We start from the raw sequence: 15680 nt of genomic DNA, 5'->3' as shown, positions 1-15680 counted from the left end.
GAGTTTTACGTAACTCCTCGTCATTCCTACGAAAGTAGGAATCCAATTCCGATAAAAGTGAAAAATGAGACTAAGAGTCAGCTTAAGACGGTGGGTTCTTAAACGCGCCAGTCGACCCAAGTCGACTAATTTGGCGTGTTTTAAAACCAATTCATTATTCATATAGTAATAGTCAATTTTTTACTAGCAACACATTTTTCAAGAACAAAACCACCATGTTTACATGGTGGTTGCCTTTAAAAATTGCTAAAGCCGTCTTCTTTCAGGCGAGGGTTTTAACCATCCCAGCATGAGACAATAAAGCTATTACGAGCAAAACAATTCAGGCGACTAGCCGTAAGCTAATGATCCTGTTACAAGAACGGCCACCTATGCCACCTATTTTGATTGCTGAAAACTTATCAAAATCGTATCGACGTCGTCGCGTAGTGCGTGATGTTTCATTTGATGTGTCAAAAGGAGAAATAGTTGGTTTACTTGGCCCAAATGGGGCCGGTAAAACCACCTCTTTTAATATTGTAGCTGGCCTATTGCCTCCTGATGCTGGTAATGTCCGACTAGATCAAAATGAACTGGGCCATCTGCCTCTTTATCAGCGTGCTCGTTTAGGACTTGGCTATCTTCCGCAAGAACCGACGGTTTTTCGCGGACTTAGTGTACGTGATAACTTTATTGCTATTTTACAATCCCAGGGTCTCAATCGTACAAACTGCCAAAGTAGATCCCAAGAAATCATCGAAAGTTTTAATTTAACGACGGTCGCTAATAATCTTGGCTCACAATTATCAGGAGGTGAGCGCCGACGAGTTGAAATGGCGCGCACTTTAATCCCTTCTCCCAAAGTGGTTTTGCTTGACGAACCTTTTGCTGGAGTTGACCCTATTGCGGTGGCTGAAATTCGTGGCTTTATTATGACTATGCGAGAGCGTGGTATAGGTGTATTACTAACCGATCACAATGTTAGAGAAACTCTACGTATATGTGATCGTGCATATATTATTTCTGAAGGAGCAATTTTATTAGCTGGAACTCCCATTCAAATTGTAGCTGACCCAGAGGCTAGACGTACTTATCTGGGACAAGATTTTAAGCTTTAATCTAAAAGCATATTTGGAGTGGCTGCTTGTTTTAGCTATCATATACAGCGGTATCATGGGACTTGATCTTAGATTACAACAAAAGATGACCCAGCAGCTGGTAATGACTCCACAGCTGCAGCAGGCCATTAAACTATTACAGCTCTCGCATCTTGAGCTTGCTGATGTTCTGCAAAAAGAACTTGAAGAAAATCCAGTTCTTGAAGAACCTACCGACAGTAGTGATGACTCATCTGAAATTATTAGTGAGTCTAGTGATTCTGATGATCGATTCTCTTTAACACAAGCAGACAATGATAACAGCTTCAATGATGAATCGAACCCTGAACAAAACAACAACGAAAGTAGCGAAAACTCACCAAGTAATACTGAAGTAAATGATGCTATTGAAATTTTATCTGACATAAAAGCAGCACATGATAATGCTACTGAATTAGGAGCAAGCGCCGAACCCACTGCCAATGAAGTTAATAATGATATGGACTGGGAAGCTTATCTCGACTCGTACAGCTATTCACTGCCTGCATCTGTCAGCCCTAGTGGAATTGATGACTTACCTCCTTTTGAATCAACGCTTACTAAGTCTCTATCTTTGGCCGAGCATTTACGCTGGCAAATACAAATGGGTGATTTTTCAGAAACTGAAACTCATATTGCCTCATTGCTAATCGAAGAAATAGACGAAGATGGTTACTTAGCCGAAAATGCTGTCGCTAATGTTGCTGATGAATTAGAGATTACTATTGACGAAGTTGCTATTGTGTTAGCTGAAATACAACAACTTGATCCCGTGGGTGTTGGTGCAAGAGACCTGCGTGAGTGCCTATTAATTCAAGCTACTCATTTAGCTTACGACGATCCTTTAATCACCGCGATAATTGACCGACATTTAAAAAATGTCGAAAAACGTAATTTTGGTGCTATTGCAAAAGATCTCGGCGTCTCTTTGCAAAAAGTATCTCAAGCCGTTAAAACGATCGCGCAATTTGAGCCACGCCCAGGTAGCATTTACACTGACCGCGAACCGCAGTACATATCGCCAGACATTTATGTTTATAAAGTTGGCGATGAGTATGTAATTCAAATCAATGAAGATGGTATGCCTAGGCTTAGAGTATCTAATTATTATCGTGGCGCGTTATCTAATTCTGGTGGAGAAACCAAAAATTATATCCAAGACAAATTAAAAAGTGCCGCTTGGTTAATTCGTTCTATTCATATGCGCCAGCGTACTATTTATCGGGTAATGGAAAGCATCTTAAAATTTCAGCGTGACTTTTTTGATAAAGGTGTTTCACATCTTAAACCATTGATTTTAAAAGATGTTGCTGAAGATTTAGAAATGCATGAGTCTACGATCTCTCGGGTAACGACCAATAAATATGTACATACTCCACAGGGAATTTATGAATTAAAATACTTTTTCAATTCATCAATTCATGGTACCGACGGCGAAAACGTAGCGAGTGAATCGGTACGCGACCATATAAAACATCTTATTGATGAGGAGAATCCAAAGGCTCCATGTTCTGACCAAGAAATTGCAGGAAGATTAAAAAAACATGGGATAAACATCGCGCGTCGTACAGTCGCAAAATACCGCGAGATGATGCGTATCCCATCTTCTTCGAAGCGGCGTCAGATGTTTTAGCTGCTTTTTTGAAAAAAGCTAAGCGCTGAGGCCAGTTTGGTGGTGTAGTGAAGATTGCTGAAATTTTGCAGCCCTCTATGATTATCCCAGAGCTTGAAGCCGGGGATAAAGAATCATTAATTAAAGATCTCTCAGCAAATCTCTGTCGTAGCGAAGAGCTACAAAGAGTGGGCTGTGAGGCTGTTTATAATGCCTTAATTGCTAGAGAAAAATTAGGGTCTACTGGAGTTGGCGAAAGTGTTGCTATTCCGCATGCGAAAATTAGCGGTCTTAGCAAACTCGTCGCAGCCTTTAGTCGTAGCCGCAATGGTATTGCTTTTGATGCCATTGATGGACAACCAGTACGACTAATATTTGTACTGTTAGTTCCAGAAAATTCAGCTGGTACACATTTAAAGGCTTTAGCTCGTATTGCGCGTTTGCTTAAAAATGCTGGTTTTCGTGATCGTCTAATGAATTTACCTGATGCAAGTGCAATTTATGATGCCTTTTTAGAAGAAGACACTAAATATTGAGTTGTTTAAAAGCCTTGTATGATTGAAAGGCTCACGATAAAGGCCAAGCAGTATGAGTATAAGTTGCTTTAAAACAAGTTAGTAGAACATACAAACAAAGAATGGGCCGGTAATGAAAATTCTGACCAAGGCACTGCGTGACGATACGCAGTTTAATCTTGGGCTTGAGTTGCTCGCGGGCGCTGCCGGTCTTGGTCGCGTTATTGATCATCCGCGTGTACAAAAGCCAGGACTTGCTTTGGCTGGCTTTGTACAATCAATACGCCCCAATCGTTTGCAAATTCTTGGTCGCACTGAAACTGAATATCTAAAAACACTTGAAGGACCAGCGCAAACTTCAGCAATAGAAATGTTGTTTAATTCTGGTTTGGCAGGTGCCGTAATTACTACCGGATTAGTACCTTCAACACCTTTATTAGAAGCCGCCGAACGGCATGCCGTACCACTTTTCCGCTCTCATTTATCTTCTGGTGCCTTTATTACTCGGGTACATGATTTTCTTGAAGAGCATCTTTCTCCTGAAATCGCGCTGCACGGCGTATTAATGGATGTATTTGGTGTAGGCGTTTTAATCACTGGTCCATCAGGTATTGGCAAAAGTGAATGTGCACTTGATTTAATCTTACGTGGGCATCGTTTAGTTGCCGATGATGTAGTTTTTATTAAACAGCGTAAAGACCAGCTTACTGGCACAGGTTCACCGGTAACTCGCCACCACATGGAAGTTCGTGGTCTTGGCATTATCAATGTTAGAGACCTTTTTGGAGCCGCCTCAGTTCGTGAATACAAACGTATCGAATTAGTTGTTGAAATGATTACCTGGCATGCTGACACCAACTACGATCGAACAGGTATAGAAGATCAAGAAGAACATATTTTAGATGCCGCCGTAACAAAAGTTAGGCTACCTATCAGTCCTGGACGCAACGTTGCTTCTATTGTTGAAGTAGCTTCGCGAGACCACTTATTAAAACTACAAGGACATAATGCCGCAAAACGTTTTCGTGAAGCACTTGAAAGACAATTGGCTGATGCCCCTGAGCAAATTTCTGCGGAGATAGAATAAATGAAGCTTTCAGCACTGCTAGTTACTGGTCAATCAGGCTCAGGCAAAACGACCGCAGTGCGTGCTCTTGAAGATCATGGGTATTTTTGCGTTGATAATATGCCATTGGCGCTTGTCGAGCAGTTAATAACATTGCTTAAATCTGAAAGCGGGGTTAACCGCTTAGCATTTGTTATTGATATACGTGAGCGAAATTCAATTCAAAATGTTCCGCAAGTGGTTACTAGATTACGTCAAAACGGTACTGCTTTACGCGTTTTTTATCTCGACGCCAAAGAAGAAGCTATTATGCGTCGATACTCTGAAACCAGAAGAAGGCATCCTTTAGATGATGGTTGCGGTCTAGGTGTCGCTATTGAACGTGAACGAGAAATTTTAAAACCCCTAAGTGAGCTTGCCGATAATACTCTTGATACTTCACTTATGTCTCCGCACGCATTGCGTAACCGTATTATTGAACAGTTTACCGATTTCAATGCCAGTGATCGCTTAACAATTTCTCTTTTATCTTTTGGATTTAAACACGGACTACCTGCTGAAGCTGATATTGTTCTTGATGTGCGTTTTCTTCCTAATCCATATTTTGAGCCAACTTTACGTGAACGCACGGGTCTTGATAATGAGGTTGCACGCTATGCTCTAAGTTCTAAAGAAGCTGAAGATTTTTTAAATAGAACGGTGAATTATTTATCCTTTTTAATTCCACAATACCAACGAGAGGGCAAACGCTATCTTACAGTTGCTATAGGTTGCACAGGCGGTCGCCATCGCTCTGTTGCATCGGTTTGTGAACTTAAACAACGTCTAAAAACTGTGATGCCGATTAATTGTCGTCATCGCGATATTTAACAAAACTGGAGAGATTCAGTCGTGATTGGTGTAATTGTTGCAGCACATGGAAAATTAGCTGAAGCCTTAATCGAGGCAGCTTTATTAGTCGTGCCTGATGCTGATCCAGTACAAGCTGTGAGTATTAATAAAAACGACGATTCAAACGCTATTGAATCACGTTTACGGCAGGCAATTTCAGAGTTAACCAGCTATCAGGCAGTGCTAATCCTTACCGATATGTTTGGCGGATCGCCTTCAAATATTGGTTTAACTCTACATCAACCTGGAAAAGTTGAAGTACTTACTGGTGCCAACCTACCAATGTTGATTCGAGCCTTACAACAATGCCACCGTGATATTGCGCTTGACGAAGCAGCACGTGAAGTAAAAGATTATGGCGCTCGTGCCATTGCTATTGCAAGTGAAGTTTTAGGTTTATCTGCAAATGAGGAGAAAAGCACGTGAACGACAGCCTGTGCCGTACCGTGCTAATTAGTAACGACCTTGGTATTCACCTGCGCGCTGCTGGTGCGCTGGTGCAGCTTGCTGGACGCTTCCGCGCTGATATATGGATTGAGCGCAATGGCATAAAAATGAACTGTAAAAGTATAATGAGTGTGTTATCGCTAGCTGCAAGCAAAGGAAGTGAAGTTACAATTAGTGCAAATGGTGAAGATGCCGAGAAGGCCGTTACCGCTCTTTGTGAATTAATCGAGCATGGATTCGAGAAGGGCAAATGAATAATCAACCCCGGGTATTTCATGGTATAGGAGCTTCCCCGGGTGTCGCCATAGGACGCATCTTTCTTCTTGATCGACGCCAAGTACGCGCGCCACGCTACCATATCCAGCCCGATCAAGTTGACTACGAAATATCTCGATTAGATCGCGCTGTTGCAAAATCTGTTGAACAGCTTGAATCTATACGTTCTCGTTTTATCGGCGGTGGTGTTGATCATCATGCTATTTTAGAAGCACACGAAATGATGCTCAAAGACCGCGCGATGTTTGAAGAAGCCACTGGTCTAATACGCAATGAACTAATAAATGCTGAATGGGCAGTAAGTCGCGTTTTAGCTCGCCTGCGTAGTCTTTTTGAGCGCGTTACTGACGCATATTTTCGTGAACGCCGTGATGATATTGACTTTGTCGGCGAACGACTTCTACGAAATCTCGCTGGTCAAACAGTAGATATTACCGATGTCGGTCATTTCGATGATGGTACCATTGTTGTCGCTCATGACTTATCACCAGTTGATACTGCATTATTATCACGTAATCGTATTACTGCTTTTGTCACCGAAGTAGGCGGAAAAACCTCTCATACTTCAATTATCGCACGTGCTCTTGAAGTACCGGCGGTTGTAGGTGTTCATGGAATTCTTGAAGCAACAGGCAGCGGCGATTTATTGCTGGTTGATGGTGTTGAAGGTATCGTTGTCCTAAAGCCGTCACGCACCCAGCTTGAAGAAGGTCGTGAACGTTCAGAACAGTACCGAGTTAAAAACCTTGATCTGCTTGAAGCAAAATCACTTGCCGCAAATACCACCGATGGACATCAAATCCATGTTGCTGGCAATATTGAACTACCTAGCGAAGTAGCTACCTTGCTAGCCCGTGGTGGCGAAGCTGTTGGTTTATATCGTACTGAATTTCTCTTTCTGGGACGTACCGATCCTCCAGGAGAAGAAGATCACTATCGTACCTACGCTCTCATTTTCGATGAAATGGGAGATCGCCAAGTTACTATTCGTACTCTCGATCTTGGTGGAGAAAAGATTTTCAACCCCCGTGGTCATGAACCTGAACCCAATCCGGCGCTTGGTTTGCGTGCGATTCGTTATTGTTTTGAGCACCCCGATCTTTTCGAAGCTCAAATTGCAGGGCTGTTGCGCGCATCTACACGAGGCAATTTGCGTATTCTGCTACCGATGATTTCTGGCGTAGGCGAATTACGTATGGCTAAAGAAATTATTCAAGGCGTAGAAAAACGTCTTGAAAAAGAAGGTAAAGAATTTAAACGTAATGTTCCGCTTGGGGTGATGATTGAAGTACCAAGCGCGGTATTATTATGTGAGCATATTGCTAAAGAATGTGATTTCTTTGCTATAGGTACCAATGACCTTATGCAGTACTTGCTTGCAGTTGATCGTACCAATGAACGTGTCGATTATTTGTATCATCCTCTAAATCCAGCATTATTGCGAATGCTAGATATGATCACCAAAGTGACAAAACAAACCGGTATTGAAGTTTCAGTATGTGGTGAAATGGCTGGTGATGCTAATCTTGCCCCGGTTCTTTTAGGGTTAGGCTTTAAACATTTATCTTGTAGTCCCGCATCAATTCCCAAAGTTAAACGCGTAATTCGTGAGCAATCATTGAAAGATTGCGAAGCATTGGTACAAAAAGCGTTGCTTTGCGCAACACATCAAGATGTTGACGACCTAGTTAATGATTTTTTTCATCAGCAAGGCAAGTAGGGGCGCTGCTTGCTCCCTGATTTGCATAGGCGCTGCCTAGCAAGTGCCCTACTTGGTTTGAACTGTTAAGGTCAGTTTGGTTGATTCAAAAGGACGTATAATTATTTCTTGTGCATGAGGCGCATAACCTGAACGCCTAATAATTACTTTGTGTTTACCTGGTGATAAACTATCTATCGGATCTGTAAAAGGAGTAGTACCGATTAACACTCCATCTATTTCAATTGTCATTCCTTTCGTCTTAATATCAATGATTAGCCAACCTTTAATTTTATCTGGTGCGACTAATTTATATGCAGCAAGTCGAATTTCAGGAATCAATTGATTACGCCCAGAAACACTTGCTTGATAGCGAGATATTTCTTTTTTATTTGCAACATCAAGAGCGCGAAGGTTGATACTATAAGAATTGCCAAGACCACTTATAGAACCAAGAATTACCACATCCGCAGATACTAATTTACCAATCTTAAAAGCACAATCTAACCTGCCACCACATTGAGCTATTGTACGGTTTCTAGGATCTTGCATCGCCATTTGTATATCAATTTGCGAGATAATAATAATGCCCTCAATAGTTGCAAGGCTATTGCGCAAATACTGTTCAAGATTTTTTGTAATATCGCTAATTCCTAATCCAGATAATTCCAGCACAGCTATACTAAGTTTTTTCTTGGGTTCAACCTTTTCTGGAAAAGTTTTCGCAGTTTCAGCTAATATCAACTTTGAAGACTTTGGTGTTGTTGTTATATAAATTTTGCTATTTGCAATACTAAAGCATTCTCTGGTGACTGCGTGCTGGCTTTTTACTGTAGCGAGCGCCAAAAAAATAAAAATAGCAAAGCCGCGTTTAATTGAAATCACCTCTACATTTTAGTGGGTTTTAAAGGATAGGTGCAACCAATTGATTAAGAATGATTTAATGTGCCAACACTATTAGCAAAATTACCAATCCTAAAATCACAGCTACTAATCCCACCATGATAATATGATCAATCAACCGTGTTTGAGAATTTACTAATGGTTGTGTTGCTAACCTCTTAGTAATATCCGTCTTTTCTTTTATTTGAGTCTCGATATCGTTGTCTGAATTGCTTGGTGTTGCAACGGTAATTTCTTCTAGATTAGCTACAATAGCCGGCATTTCCATACTACGTAATTCACCAAGTCGCGTTTCTTCAATATTTAACTCTTCAACAAATATATCTCGCATCAGCGATGCTAATTGACGAGATGAGGCTGTCATTTTGCGACTTAAAAGAATACCAATAATGGCATCACGCATCTCACCAGCCGATTGAAAACGATCATCTGGATCTAAACTGGTAGCTTGTAAAAATACAGCCTCTGCTTCTTCACTAATATCGGGATTTAACAATTTAGGTGGGTAAATCTCAGCATGCCTGACTTTATCTATAACTGAAAGTTCTGTTCGACCGGTAAATAACCTTCTGCTAGTTAATAATTCAAATAAAACCACTCCCGCAGAAAAAACATCGCTACGAGCATCGACTATTCTTCCTCGAGTTTGTTCTGGGGACATATAAGCATATTTACCTTTAAATACGCGCGATTGTTCATTACGTGCTGAAATCTTGGCGACACCAAAGTCAATAAGCTTAACTTGCCCATCAAAACCAATTAGAACATTCGGAGGGCTCACATCTCTATGAATAATATTTAACGGTTCACCATCGTGATTAACTTTTCGATGAGCGTAATCAAGCCCTTCACAGGTTTGTGCAATAATATGTAGGGCCAATTCTTCTGGAAAAACCTTTCCCTGGATACGTATGCGATCAAGCACCGAACGTAAATCACGCCCGGGAAGGTACTCCATTGCAATAAAATGCCTCTCCCCCACACGCCCAAGCTCATAAGTGCGGACAATATTTTGATGACTTAATAACGCCGAAAGTTTGGCTTCTTCGATAAACATCGAAACAAATGCAGGATCAGTGCTATGATCAGTGCGAATACATTTAAGAACGAGAATTTGATTAGCACCACGATAACCAAACGATTTTGCTAAATAAATCTCTGCCATACCTCCTTGATTGAGACGATCGAAAAGTAAGTAATCACCAAAACGCGCAAGCATCAGCTTATTAATTTTCTCTTTAGTAAGAAGCTTAAATAATTAAAGCCTTATCAATACCTAAATCATGAGTAATAAAAAAGATAAACCCACGTTTATCCAAGCATTAAAGAACAATAGCAATATATAAAAACCCTTGTTTTTTGTAAGATTACCTTACTATTCACAAAAGAGAACATTGCCGCAACCTGCATCTATGTGCTACGCAAAAAGAAGTTTATATTGACTTTGGTGCAGCAAAAATAATCTTTTATCTGCATTTGACACTAGTTATGGGTATGGCCGAAGTGAAACTATACACATTGGACAGAAGTTGAGGTAGGTGTGTCTGATTTTTTCACTGCAACGGACGCTCCTCCGTTGCCAACCGATGGTGTATTTGCAGCTCGCTATCATACCGAGCCTACCGCTATCGTTGGCGCTGCTGGTTGGCTTTTACGAGCTCGTGACAACGAAGTAGATCTTGACGTTGCCTTCAAACTTATTGCCCCAGAGCTTATATGTGACGATGACGACCGTGCGCGATTATTTGAAACTGTACAAGCATGCCGGGCCATTCATCATACTAATCTCGTTCGCATGTATGAACTGCGCTTTGATCGTAACGGCGTTTTTTATACTATGCCCTTTCTTGATGGTTTATCACTTCGTGAAATTATTGATGCTCGAGCTGTTAAAGGCTTAAGTTTTACTGTTGCAGAAATCTTACCGCTCTTTGGTCAATTGGTTTTAGCACTAAACGCACTTGCCCCTTTTGGCCCCCACGGTTCTATACGTCCTAATAGTGCAACTATTACCAGCGAAGTGCTCAAACTTACTGGCGCACCTCATTTTGCTGGTTTGCCCCGTGATCGTCTGATCATTCGTATTCGTCGTTTAGGTATGTTGCATTATGTTGCACCAGAGGCACGTGACCCTGAAGCACCGATTACATTTAGTGCTGATGTATACTCACTAAGCGCCATTCTCTGTGAAATGCTAACGGGTATTGTGAATGAGAATGGTGAGATGGTTGCAGCAGCAGCGCATCAACGATTGCCTGATAAACTCGCTAGTATCGTGACTCGAGGTCTTGCCGATTCTCCAGATGACCGTTTTAATAACACTGATGACTTATTGTCAGCTCTAGCTGAAACAGTCGATCATGCACCATCTTCTCCATTAGCCCTGCCTAACCCTGAACGTGTAAACAATGCTTCTGTCATAGCAAGGCCAAACTTTCGCCCAACTCAACGTATTATATCTAACCAAGAGAGCAATAATGAAGCTCCTTCTATTAAGATTCCAAGACAAAAACATAAATGGTTAATATGGATTCTTGTTGCGGTAGTTTCGGCTTTAGCTGCAGCAGGAGTTACGTTTTTTTGGCTACTTCGGCAAAATCAATCCCAAGTACCTCGAAATGATTCTGAGCTTGGTCAACTTAGCAATAATAATTCAAATAATTTAGCTAATAATGATAAAACAGCATTGCAAAATAAAACCAAACCAAACTCAGAACATATAGATTTTTCAAAAGAATCTACCAAAATTGATATTTCGTCTGAACTTGAAAAAGAAAATACTCAAACTGATGAATTAAATGAAGCTTCTTCTAATTCTGATAAAGACGGGATAAATGAAAAGGCACCAAACACCATAATTACAACGACTCTTAAAACCTCACAGCCGCAGCACAACCGTAAAAAAAATGAATTAAATTCAACAAATATAACACCGCCGGTATTCATATCAGGCCCAGAAATAAAATATACTAACGCGGCTATGCGTCACCAAATATATGGTGATATGAAAGTTGCTTGTACTATTGGTCGTAAAGGTGAGGTACGAAACTGTCGTGTTATCCGTTCGCTTCCATATATGGCAAAATCTGTCATTCGCTCACTTGAGGCGCGTAAATACAAACCTGCAACACGCAATGGTGTACCTATCGAACTTGAATATACTTTTAATATCAGGGTTGAAAAGTCGCCTTAGAGGGCGTCATGACTGATATTACATCCCCTCTTCCCTCACTTATAGTCGTAGATGACTCACCCACAGCATTACGTTTAATGGAGTCTGTTCTAACTCAGGCAGGCTATGATGTTACTTGTCTTGCAGAAGGTGCTCTTGTACTTGAAACAGTTAAACGGTTAGAACCAAAAATAGTTTTTCTCGATACTTCTTTAAATGATGTCGATATTTCAGATTTATGTCGTAAGTTATCAACTGACCCAGATCTAATAGATTTATCGTTAATTTTAATGACTAATAGATCTGATCCGGTAGCAATCTCGGCTGATGCTCGTATCACTGACCATATTACTAAGCCATTTACTCCTGAAGCTCTGCTGGCTTTAGTGGAACATTTAGTTGGGCGAAAAGATAACGAAAATATTGATGAGCGTCCCCGTACCTCTACAAGTGAAACTGCTGCGACTTCAACGGCACAAGATCATATTCACAATTTAGCACAAAGTGTTGCCAATATGCTGCAGCCTCAAGCTAAGGTTGTATCTTTGGCTCTGGTTACACAACTAGAACGAATTTTCTTAGAACAACGAGTAGTTGGTCGTTTGTGGGATGTAATGAGGTCACTACCAGGTACCCCTTCTTTAGCGGGTGATATTTCGGTAATACCACTGCCCGACATTTTGCAGGCATTAGCCTTTCAACGTCAGACTGGTATATTAACGGCTGAGCGAACTAAAGCACGTATAAATATTGCCTATAAAAACGGCGCGGTACGTTTTGTTATCGGTGATAATGTTGGTGCTGAATTTTTACTAGGTACTATTCTTGTGCGTGAACATTTGATTGAACCTAACGAGCTTGAACTAATTTTACAAAACCGACATGGTACAACTCGTCGTCTTGGTCGCCAAATTGTCCAGTTAGGATATTTATCCACTGAACAACTACGCCGCGCCTTATTTCATCAATCTTCAGAACTAGTGTATGAACTTTTACGTTGGCGTAGTGGTAGATTTTATTTTCATCATACTGTCGACTTGCCGCCTGAGTATCTTGAATATGAATTGGGTGTCAGCATGGAAGCGTTGCTGATGGAAGGATATCGTCGTGTTGATGAATGGGGCCTTATTGAAACCGTATTACCTTCATTTGATTTAATACCTCATCGCGTGAACCGAAGCAGCGGAAGTTTAAATCTCACTAAAGAAGAGCAAGTAGTATATAATAAAATTGATGGTCGCTTACGAGTAAAAGATATTATTAATGCGGTTGGTGGTAGCGCTTTTGAAGTTGCACGGATCATCTACCGCCTTATTTCAGCTCATATTGTCGAAATGGTGCCTAATAATAATACTAAAACTACGGTGAGCGAAGGCCCGCTTATCACGTAAAATAAAATAGATACTTACTTGCCGTGTATCCATTCTCGCTTTAAAGCTTAATATATGCACGATTCTTCAAATCTCGATACAGAAAAAAGTGATGCTTCAAATCCTACTGCTCTAACTATAGATAATAGAGCTATTGGCGCTATTACCCTATTAACTTTGGTAAATCTTTTTAATTATATTGATCGCTTTATTATCGCAGCGCTTTTTCCTGATATTGAACGTGAGCTTGGTATTTCTCATTTTCAATCTGGTCTATTAGCAACGGCATTTATTTTAGTTTACGCCCTAACCAGCCCGGTGTTTGGTTGGGGTGGTGATCGCGGCGTTCGTACTCGCTGGATTGGGGTAGGAGTAGCCATTTGGTCAGTAGCTACCGCTCTCGCGGGGTTTGCTAAAAACTTTGCTACTATCTTTGCGGCTCGTGCTACTGTTGGTGTAGGCGAAGCCGCCTATGCCACTATTTCCCCAGCGCTGCTTTCAGATTTGGTTCCTAAAAGCAAACGCGGTCGGGCAATGGCGGTTTTTTTTCTTGCTATCCCAGTAGGTAGCGCCTTGGGTTATATTCTAGGTGGAGTTTTAGGGTCGCGCTTTGGCTGGCGCCATTCATTCTTTATTGTTGGAGCACCAGGTTTATTACTCGCCTTGCTATTATGGTTTATGCGTGATCCTGAACGTGGGCGTTTTGATGATAAAGATGAACTTAAAAAAACTCCTTTAGCGCAAACATATAAAGAACTACTGCATAATCGCACCTACCTATGGACGGTTGCTGGTTATATTGCTTATACTTTTGCTATTGGCGGGCTTGCTAACTGGATGCCAAGTTATATTCGAGTTACTTTTAATCTCTCAGCCGAGCGCGGCATGCTTATTTTTGGCGGTATTACTGTAGTCACCGGCATTCTGGGCACCTTACTTGGTGGGGCAATTGGTGACTTACTCCAAGCACGTAGCCCTAATGGTTATGCATGGTTAAACATTGTTGCAATGGTTATTGGTGCAGGGCTGGCTTTTTCAGCGCTTACGGCCACGACTCAGATAGATTTTTTATGGCGTCTAGCACTAGGCGAACTTTTTATCTTTGCTAACACTGGCCCGGTTAACGCTCAAATAGTTAATACGGTTCGCCCTAGCATTCGCGCTACCGCATCAGCTACCGCCATCTTAGCTATTCATGTTTTAGGAGATGCTATTTCACCACCACTAATTGGTGCCGTCGCTGATAAAAGCAATTTAGCTCAAGCGATGCTAATCGTACCTGCTTGTTTTTTACTGGCTGGGATACTTTGGTTTGGTACTTATCAGCGAACTACTAAGCAAAAAATATCAAGCTAAGGAGATAGTTATTTGCATTCGCATAACGACCTAATAAGCTATGCTCAAGAAGCGCTGAAAGCTTGGCATTTACAAGATGCTAAATTATTTCCTCTTATTGTAGGCCTTATTAATCGTACCTATCTTGTAGAACTAAATAATCAACGTTGGGTGCTGCAGTGGGTTAATCCCATTTTTAACACTTCGGTGCATGATGACATTGAAGTGATTACTTTACACCTAGAGAATGCAAATTTAATTACACCGCGTCTGATACGCACTGACAGCGGTGATTTATTTACCACAGATAGCACACAGGGGGTTTGGCGATTATTTAATTATATTGATGGTAATACTTATCAGCATGCAGATAATGCTGAAATATGTGAAAGTGCAGGGGCCTTAGTTGGACGATTTCATCAAGCTTTAAGTACTTTAAAATACAACTGCAAACACCAAAGACCGGCAGTACATGATTGTGCTCGCCATTTTGCATTTCTTCGTAACACTCTCATTAATAGTGTATCTCATCCTAATTATATGACTACCAAAAAAATTGGTGATGAAATACTCGCCCGTAGTGGCGATCTTGAACCATTTACTAATTTGCCACCGCGTCTTGTGCATGGCGATTTAAAACTATCTAATATTATTTTTTCAAACACAGATAAAGCTATTGCTATAATTGATTTAGATACCTTTGCTACAATGAATATCCCGGCTGAATTAGGTGATGCTTGGCGCTCTTGGTGTAATCCAGCCGGTGAAAATTCTACTACTAGCCAATTGCAGCTTGACTATCTTACAGCGGCTCTCAATGGTTATGCAAAATATACTCATAATCTATTAACTACTAATGAAATTTTAGCTTTACCAACCGCACTTGAAACTATAACCCTAGAATTAGCGTCGCGTTTTTGCGCTGATGCGATTAATGAAAATTATTTTGGTTGGGATAATCAAAAATATAAAAGTGCAAGTGAACATAATATTGTACGCGCTGCTGGGCAATTATCACTTGCGCGTTCGATAGCTGAACAAAAAGAAGACATTAAAGAATGTATCATTAAAGCCTTTGAATAAATTATATTGTTACCAATGATAAAATAGATTGCATTAGGCTTATAAAGATGGTTTTAATCTTCTTATGCATGAGACAAATAAAAGCTATTATATTTCAGATGGTTAAGTTCGTCTGGCGTAAGTTCTCAATAAATACTGGCGAAACATGGGTGTCATCTCGAACGTAGTGAGAGATCTTTTTTATGCTTTTAAATAT

The 15680-nt window shown here is 40.8% G+C and carries 14 protein-coding genes; 12 read left to right on the top strand and 2 right to left on the bottom strand.

Annotation, left to right across the window (positions count from 1 at the left end; genetic code table 11):
- Positions 1–371 precede the first annotated feature (371 nt).
- From lptB to ptsP, 8 genes are all read left to right on the top strand, one after another.
- Positions 372–1097 (top strand): LPS export ABC transporter ATP-binding protein, encoded by a 726-nt coding sequence (gene lptB / locus JW841_05515; protein MBN1960383.1) that lies wholly within the window; start codon positions 372–374, stop codon positions 1095–1097.
- A gap of 55 nt (positions 1098–1152) precedes the next feature.
- Complete coding sequence (gene rpoN / locus JW841_05510; GenBank protein ID MBN1960382.1) at positions 1153–2748, top strand: RNA polymerase factor sigma-54; 1596 nt, start codon at positions 1153–1155, stop codon at positions 2746–2748.
- A 77-nt stretch (positions 2749–2825) separates the two neighbouring features.
- Positions 2826–3263: a PTS sugar transporter subunit IIA gene (locus JW841_05505; GenBank protein ID MBN1960381.1), complete on the top strand. Its 438-nt coding sequence runs from the start codon at positions 2826–2828 to the stop codon at positions 3261–3263.
- Positions 3264–3375: 112 nt separating this feature from the next.
- Positions 3376–4329 (top strand): HPr(Ser) kinase/phosphatase, encoded by a 954-nt coding sequence (gene hprK, locus JW841_05500; GenBank protein ID MBN1960380.1) that lies wholly within the window; start codon positions 3376–3378, stop codon positions 4327–4329.
- Complete coding sequence (gene rapZ / locus JW841_05495; protein ID MBN1960379.1) at positions 4330–5178, top strand: RNase adapter RapZ; 849 nt, start codon at positions 4330–4332, stop codon at positions 5176–5178.
- Between the two features lie 21 nt (positions 5179–5199).
- On the top strand, positions 5200–5625 hold the full coding sequence (locus JW841_05490) for a PTS sugar transporter subunit IIA (GenBank protein ID MBN1960378.1): 426 nt from the start codon (positions 5200–5202) through the stop codon (positions 5623–5625).
- An 8-nt stretch (positions 5626–5633) separates the two neighbouring features.
- A complete protein-coding gene (locus tag JW841_05485) occupies positions 5634–5900 on the top strand; it encodes an HPr family phosphocarrier protein (GenBank protein ID MBN1960377.1) in 267 nt (88 codons plus the stop codon).
- Positions 5897–7642, top strand: coding sequence for a phosphoenolpyruvate--protein phosphotransferase (gene ptsP / locus JW841_05480; protein MBN1960376.1), 1746 nt, complete (start codon positions 5897–5899; stop codon positions 7640–7642). Before JW841_05485 ends, ptsP begins: the two co-directional genes overlap by 4 nt.
- A gap of 48 nt (positions 7643–7690) precedes the next feature.
- Here ptsP and JW841_05475 read toward each other — a convergent pair whose 3' ends face one another.
- Both JW841_05475 and JW841_05470 read right to left on the bottom strand, forming a co-directional pair.
- Positions 7691–8506, bottom strand: coding sequence for a PEGA domain-containing protein (locus tag JW841_05475; GenBank protein MBN1960375.1), 816 nt, complete (start codon positions 8504–8506; stop codon positions 7691–7693).
- Between the two features lie 55 nt (positions 8507–8561).
- On the bottom strand, positions 8562–9743 hold the full coding sequence (locus JW841_05470) for a serine/threonine protein kinase (GenBank protein MBN1960374.1): 1182 nt from the start codon (positions 9741–9743) through the stop codon (positions 8562–8564).
- A gap of 321 nt (positions 9744–10064) precedes the next feature.
- Here JW841_05470 and JW841_05465 point away from each other — a divergent pair, with 321 nt between their 5' ends.
- From JW841_05465 to JW841_05450, 4 genes are read left to right on the top strand one after another with little or no spacing between them, the layout of a single operon-like run.
- On the top strand, positions 10065–11717 hold the full coding sequence (locus JW841_05465) for an energy transducer TonB (GenBank protein MBN1960373.1): 1653 nt from the start codon (positions 10065–10067) through the stop codon (positions 11715–11717).
- Positions 11718–11725: 8 nt separating this feature from the next.
- A complete protein-coding gene (locus tag JW841_05460; GenBank protein ID MBN1960372.1) occupies positions 11726–13087 on the top strand; it encodes a DUF4388 domain-containing protein in 1362 nt (453 codons plus the stop codon).
- 54 nt (positions 13088–13141) lie between these two features.
- Positions 13142–14422 (top strand): MFS transporter, encoded by a 1281-nt coding sequence (locus tag JW841_05455; protein MBN1960371.1) that lies wholly within the window; start codon positions 13142–13144, stop codon positions 14420–14422.
- 12 nt (positions 14423–14434) lie between these two features.
- Complete coding sequence (locus tag JW841_05450; GenBank protein ID MBN1960370.1) at positions 14435–15484, top strand: phosphotransferase; 1050 nt, start codon at positions 14435–14437, stop codon at positions 15482–15484.
- Positions 15485–15680 lie beyond the last annotated feature (196 nt).

The organism is Deltaproteobacteria bacterium (genome assembly GCA_016931625.1).
In the GTDB taxonomy this organism is placed as follows: domain Bacteria; phylum Myxococcota; class XYA12-FULL-58-9; order XYA12-FULL-58-9; family JAFGEK01; genus JAFGEK01.
The sequence above is the reverse complement of the archived record's forward strand: the minus strand, read 5'-3'. Positions and strand labels throughout refer to the sequence as shown.

Excerpts from the sequence above, each read along its gene's own strand:
- JW841_05455 (MBN1960371.1), top strand. The coding sequence starts at position 13,142 with ATGCACGATTCTTCAAATCTCGATACAGAAAAAAGTGATGCTTCAAAT.
- JW841_05460 (MBN1960372.1), top strand. The coding sequence starts at position 11,726 with ATGACTGATATTACATCCCCTCTTCCCTCACTTATAGTCGTAGATGAC.
- rapZ (MBN1960379.1), top strand. The coding sequence starts at position 4,330 with ATGAAGCTTTCAGCACTGCTAGTTACTGGTCAATCAGGCTCAGGCAAA.
- ptsP (MBN1960376.1), top strand. The coding sequence starts at position 5,897 with ATGAATAATCAACCCCGGGTATTTCATGGTATAGGAGCTTCCCCGGGT.
- rpoN (MBN1960382.1), top strand. The coding sequence starts at position 1,153 with ATGGGACTTGATCTTAGATTACAACAAAAGATGACCCAGCAGCTGGTA.
- JW841_05470 (MBN1960374.1), bottom strand. The coding sequence starts at position 9,743 with ATGCTTGCGCGTTTTGGTGATTACTTACTTTTCGATCGTCTCAATCAA.
- hprK (MBN1960380.1), top strand. The coding sequence starts at position 3,376 with ATGAAAATTCTGACCAAGGCACTGCGTGACGATACGCAGTTTAATCTT.
- lptB (MBN1960383.1), top strand. The coding sequence starts at position 372 with ATGCCACCTATTTTGATTGCTGAAAACTTATCAAAATCGTATCGACGT.
- JW841_05505 (MBN1960381.1), top strand. The coding sequence starts at position 2,826 with ATGATTATCCCAGAGCTTGAAGCCGGGGATAAAGAATCATTAATTAAA.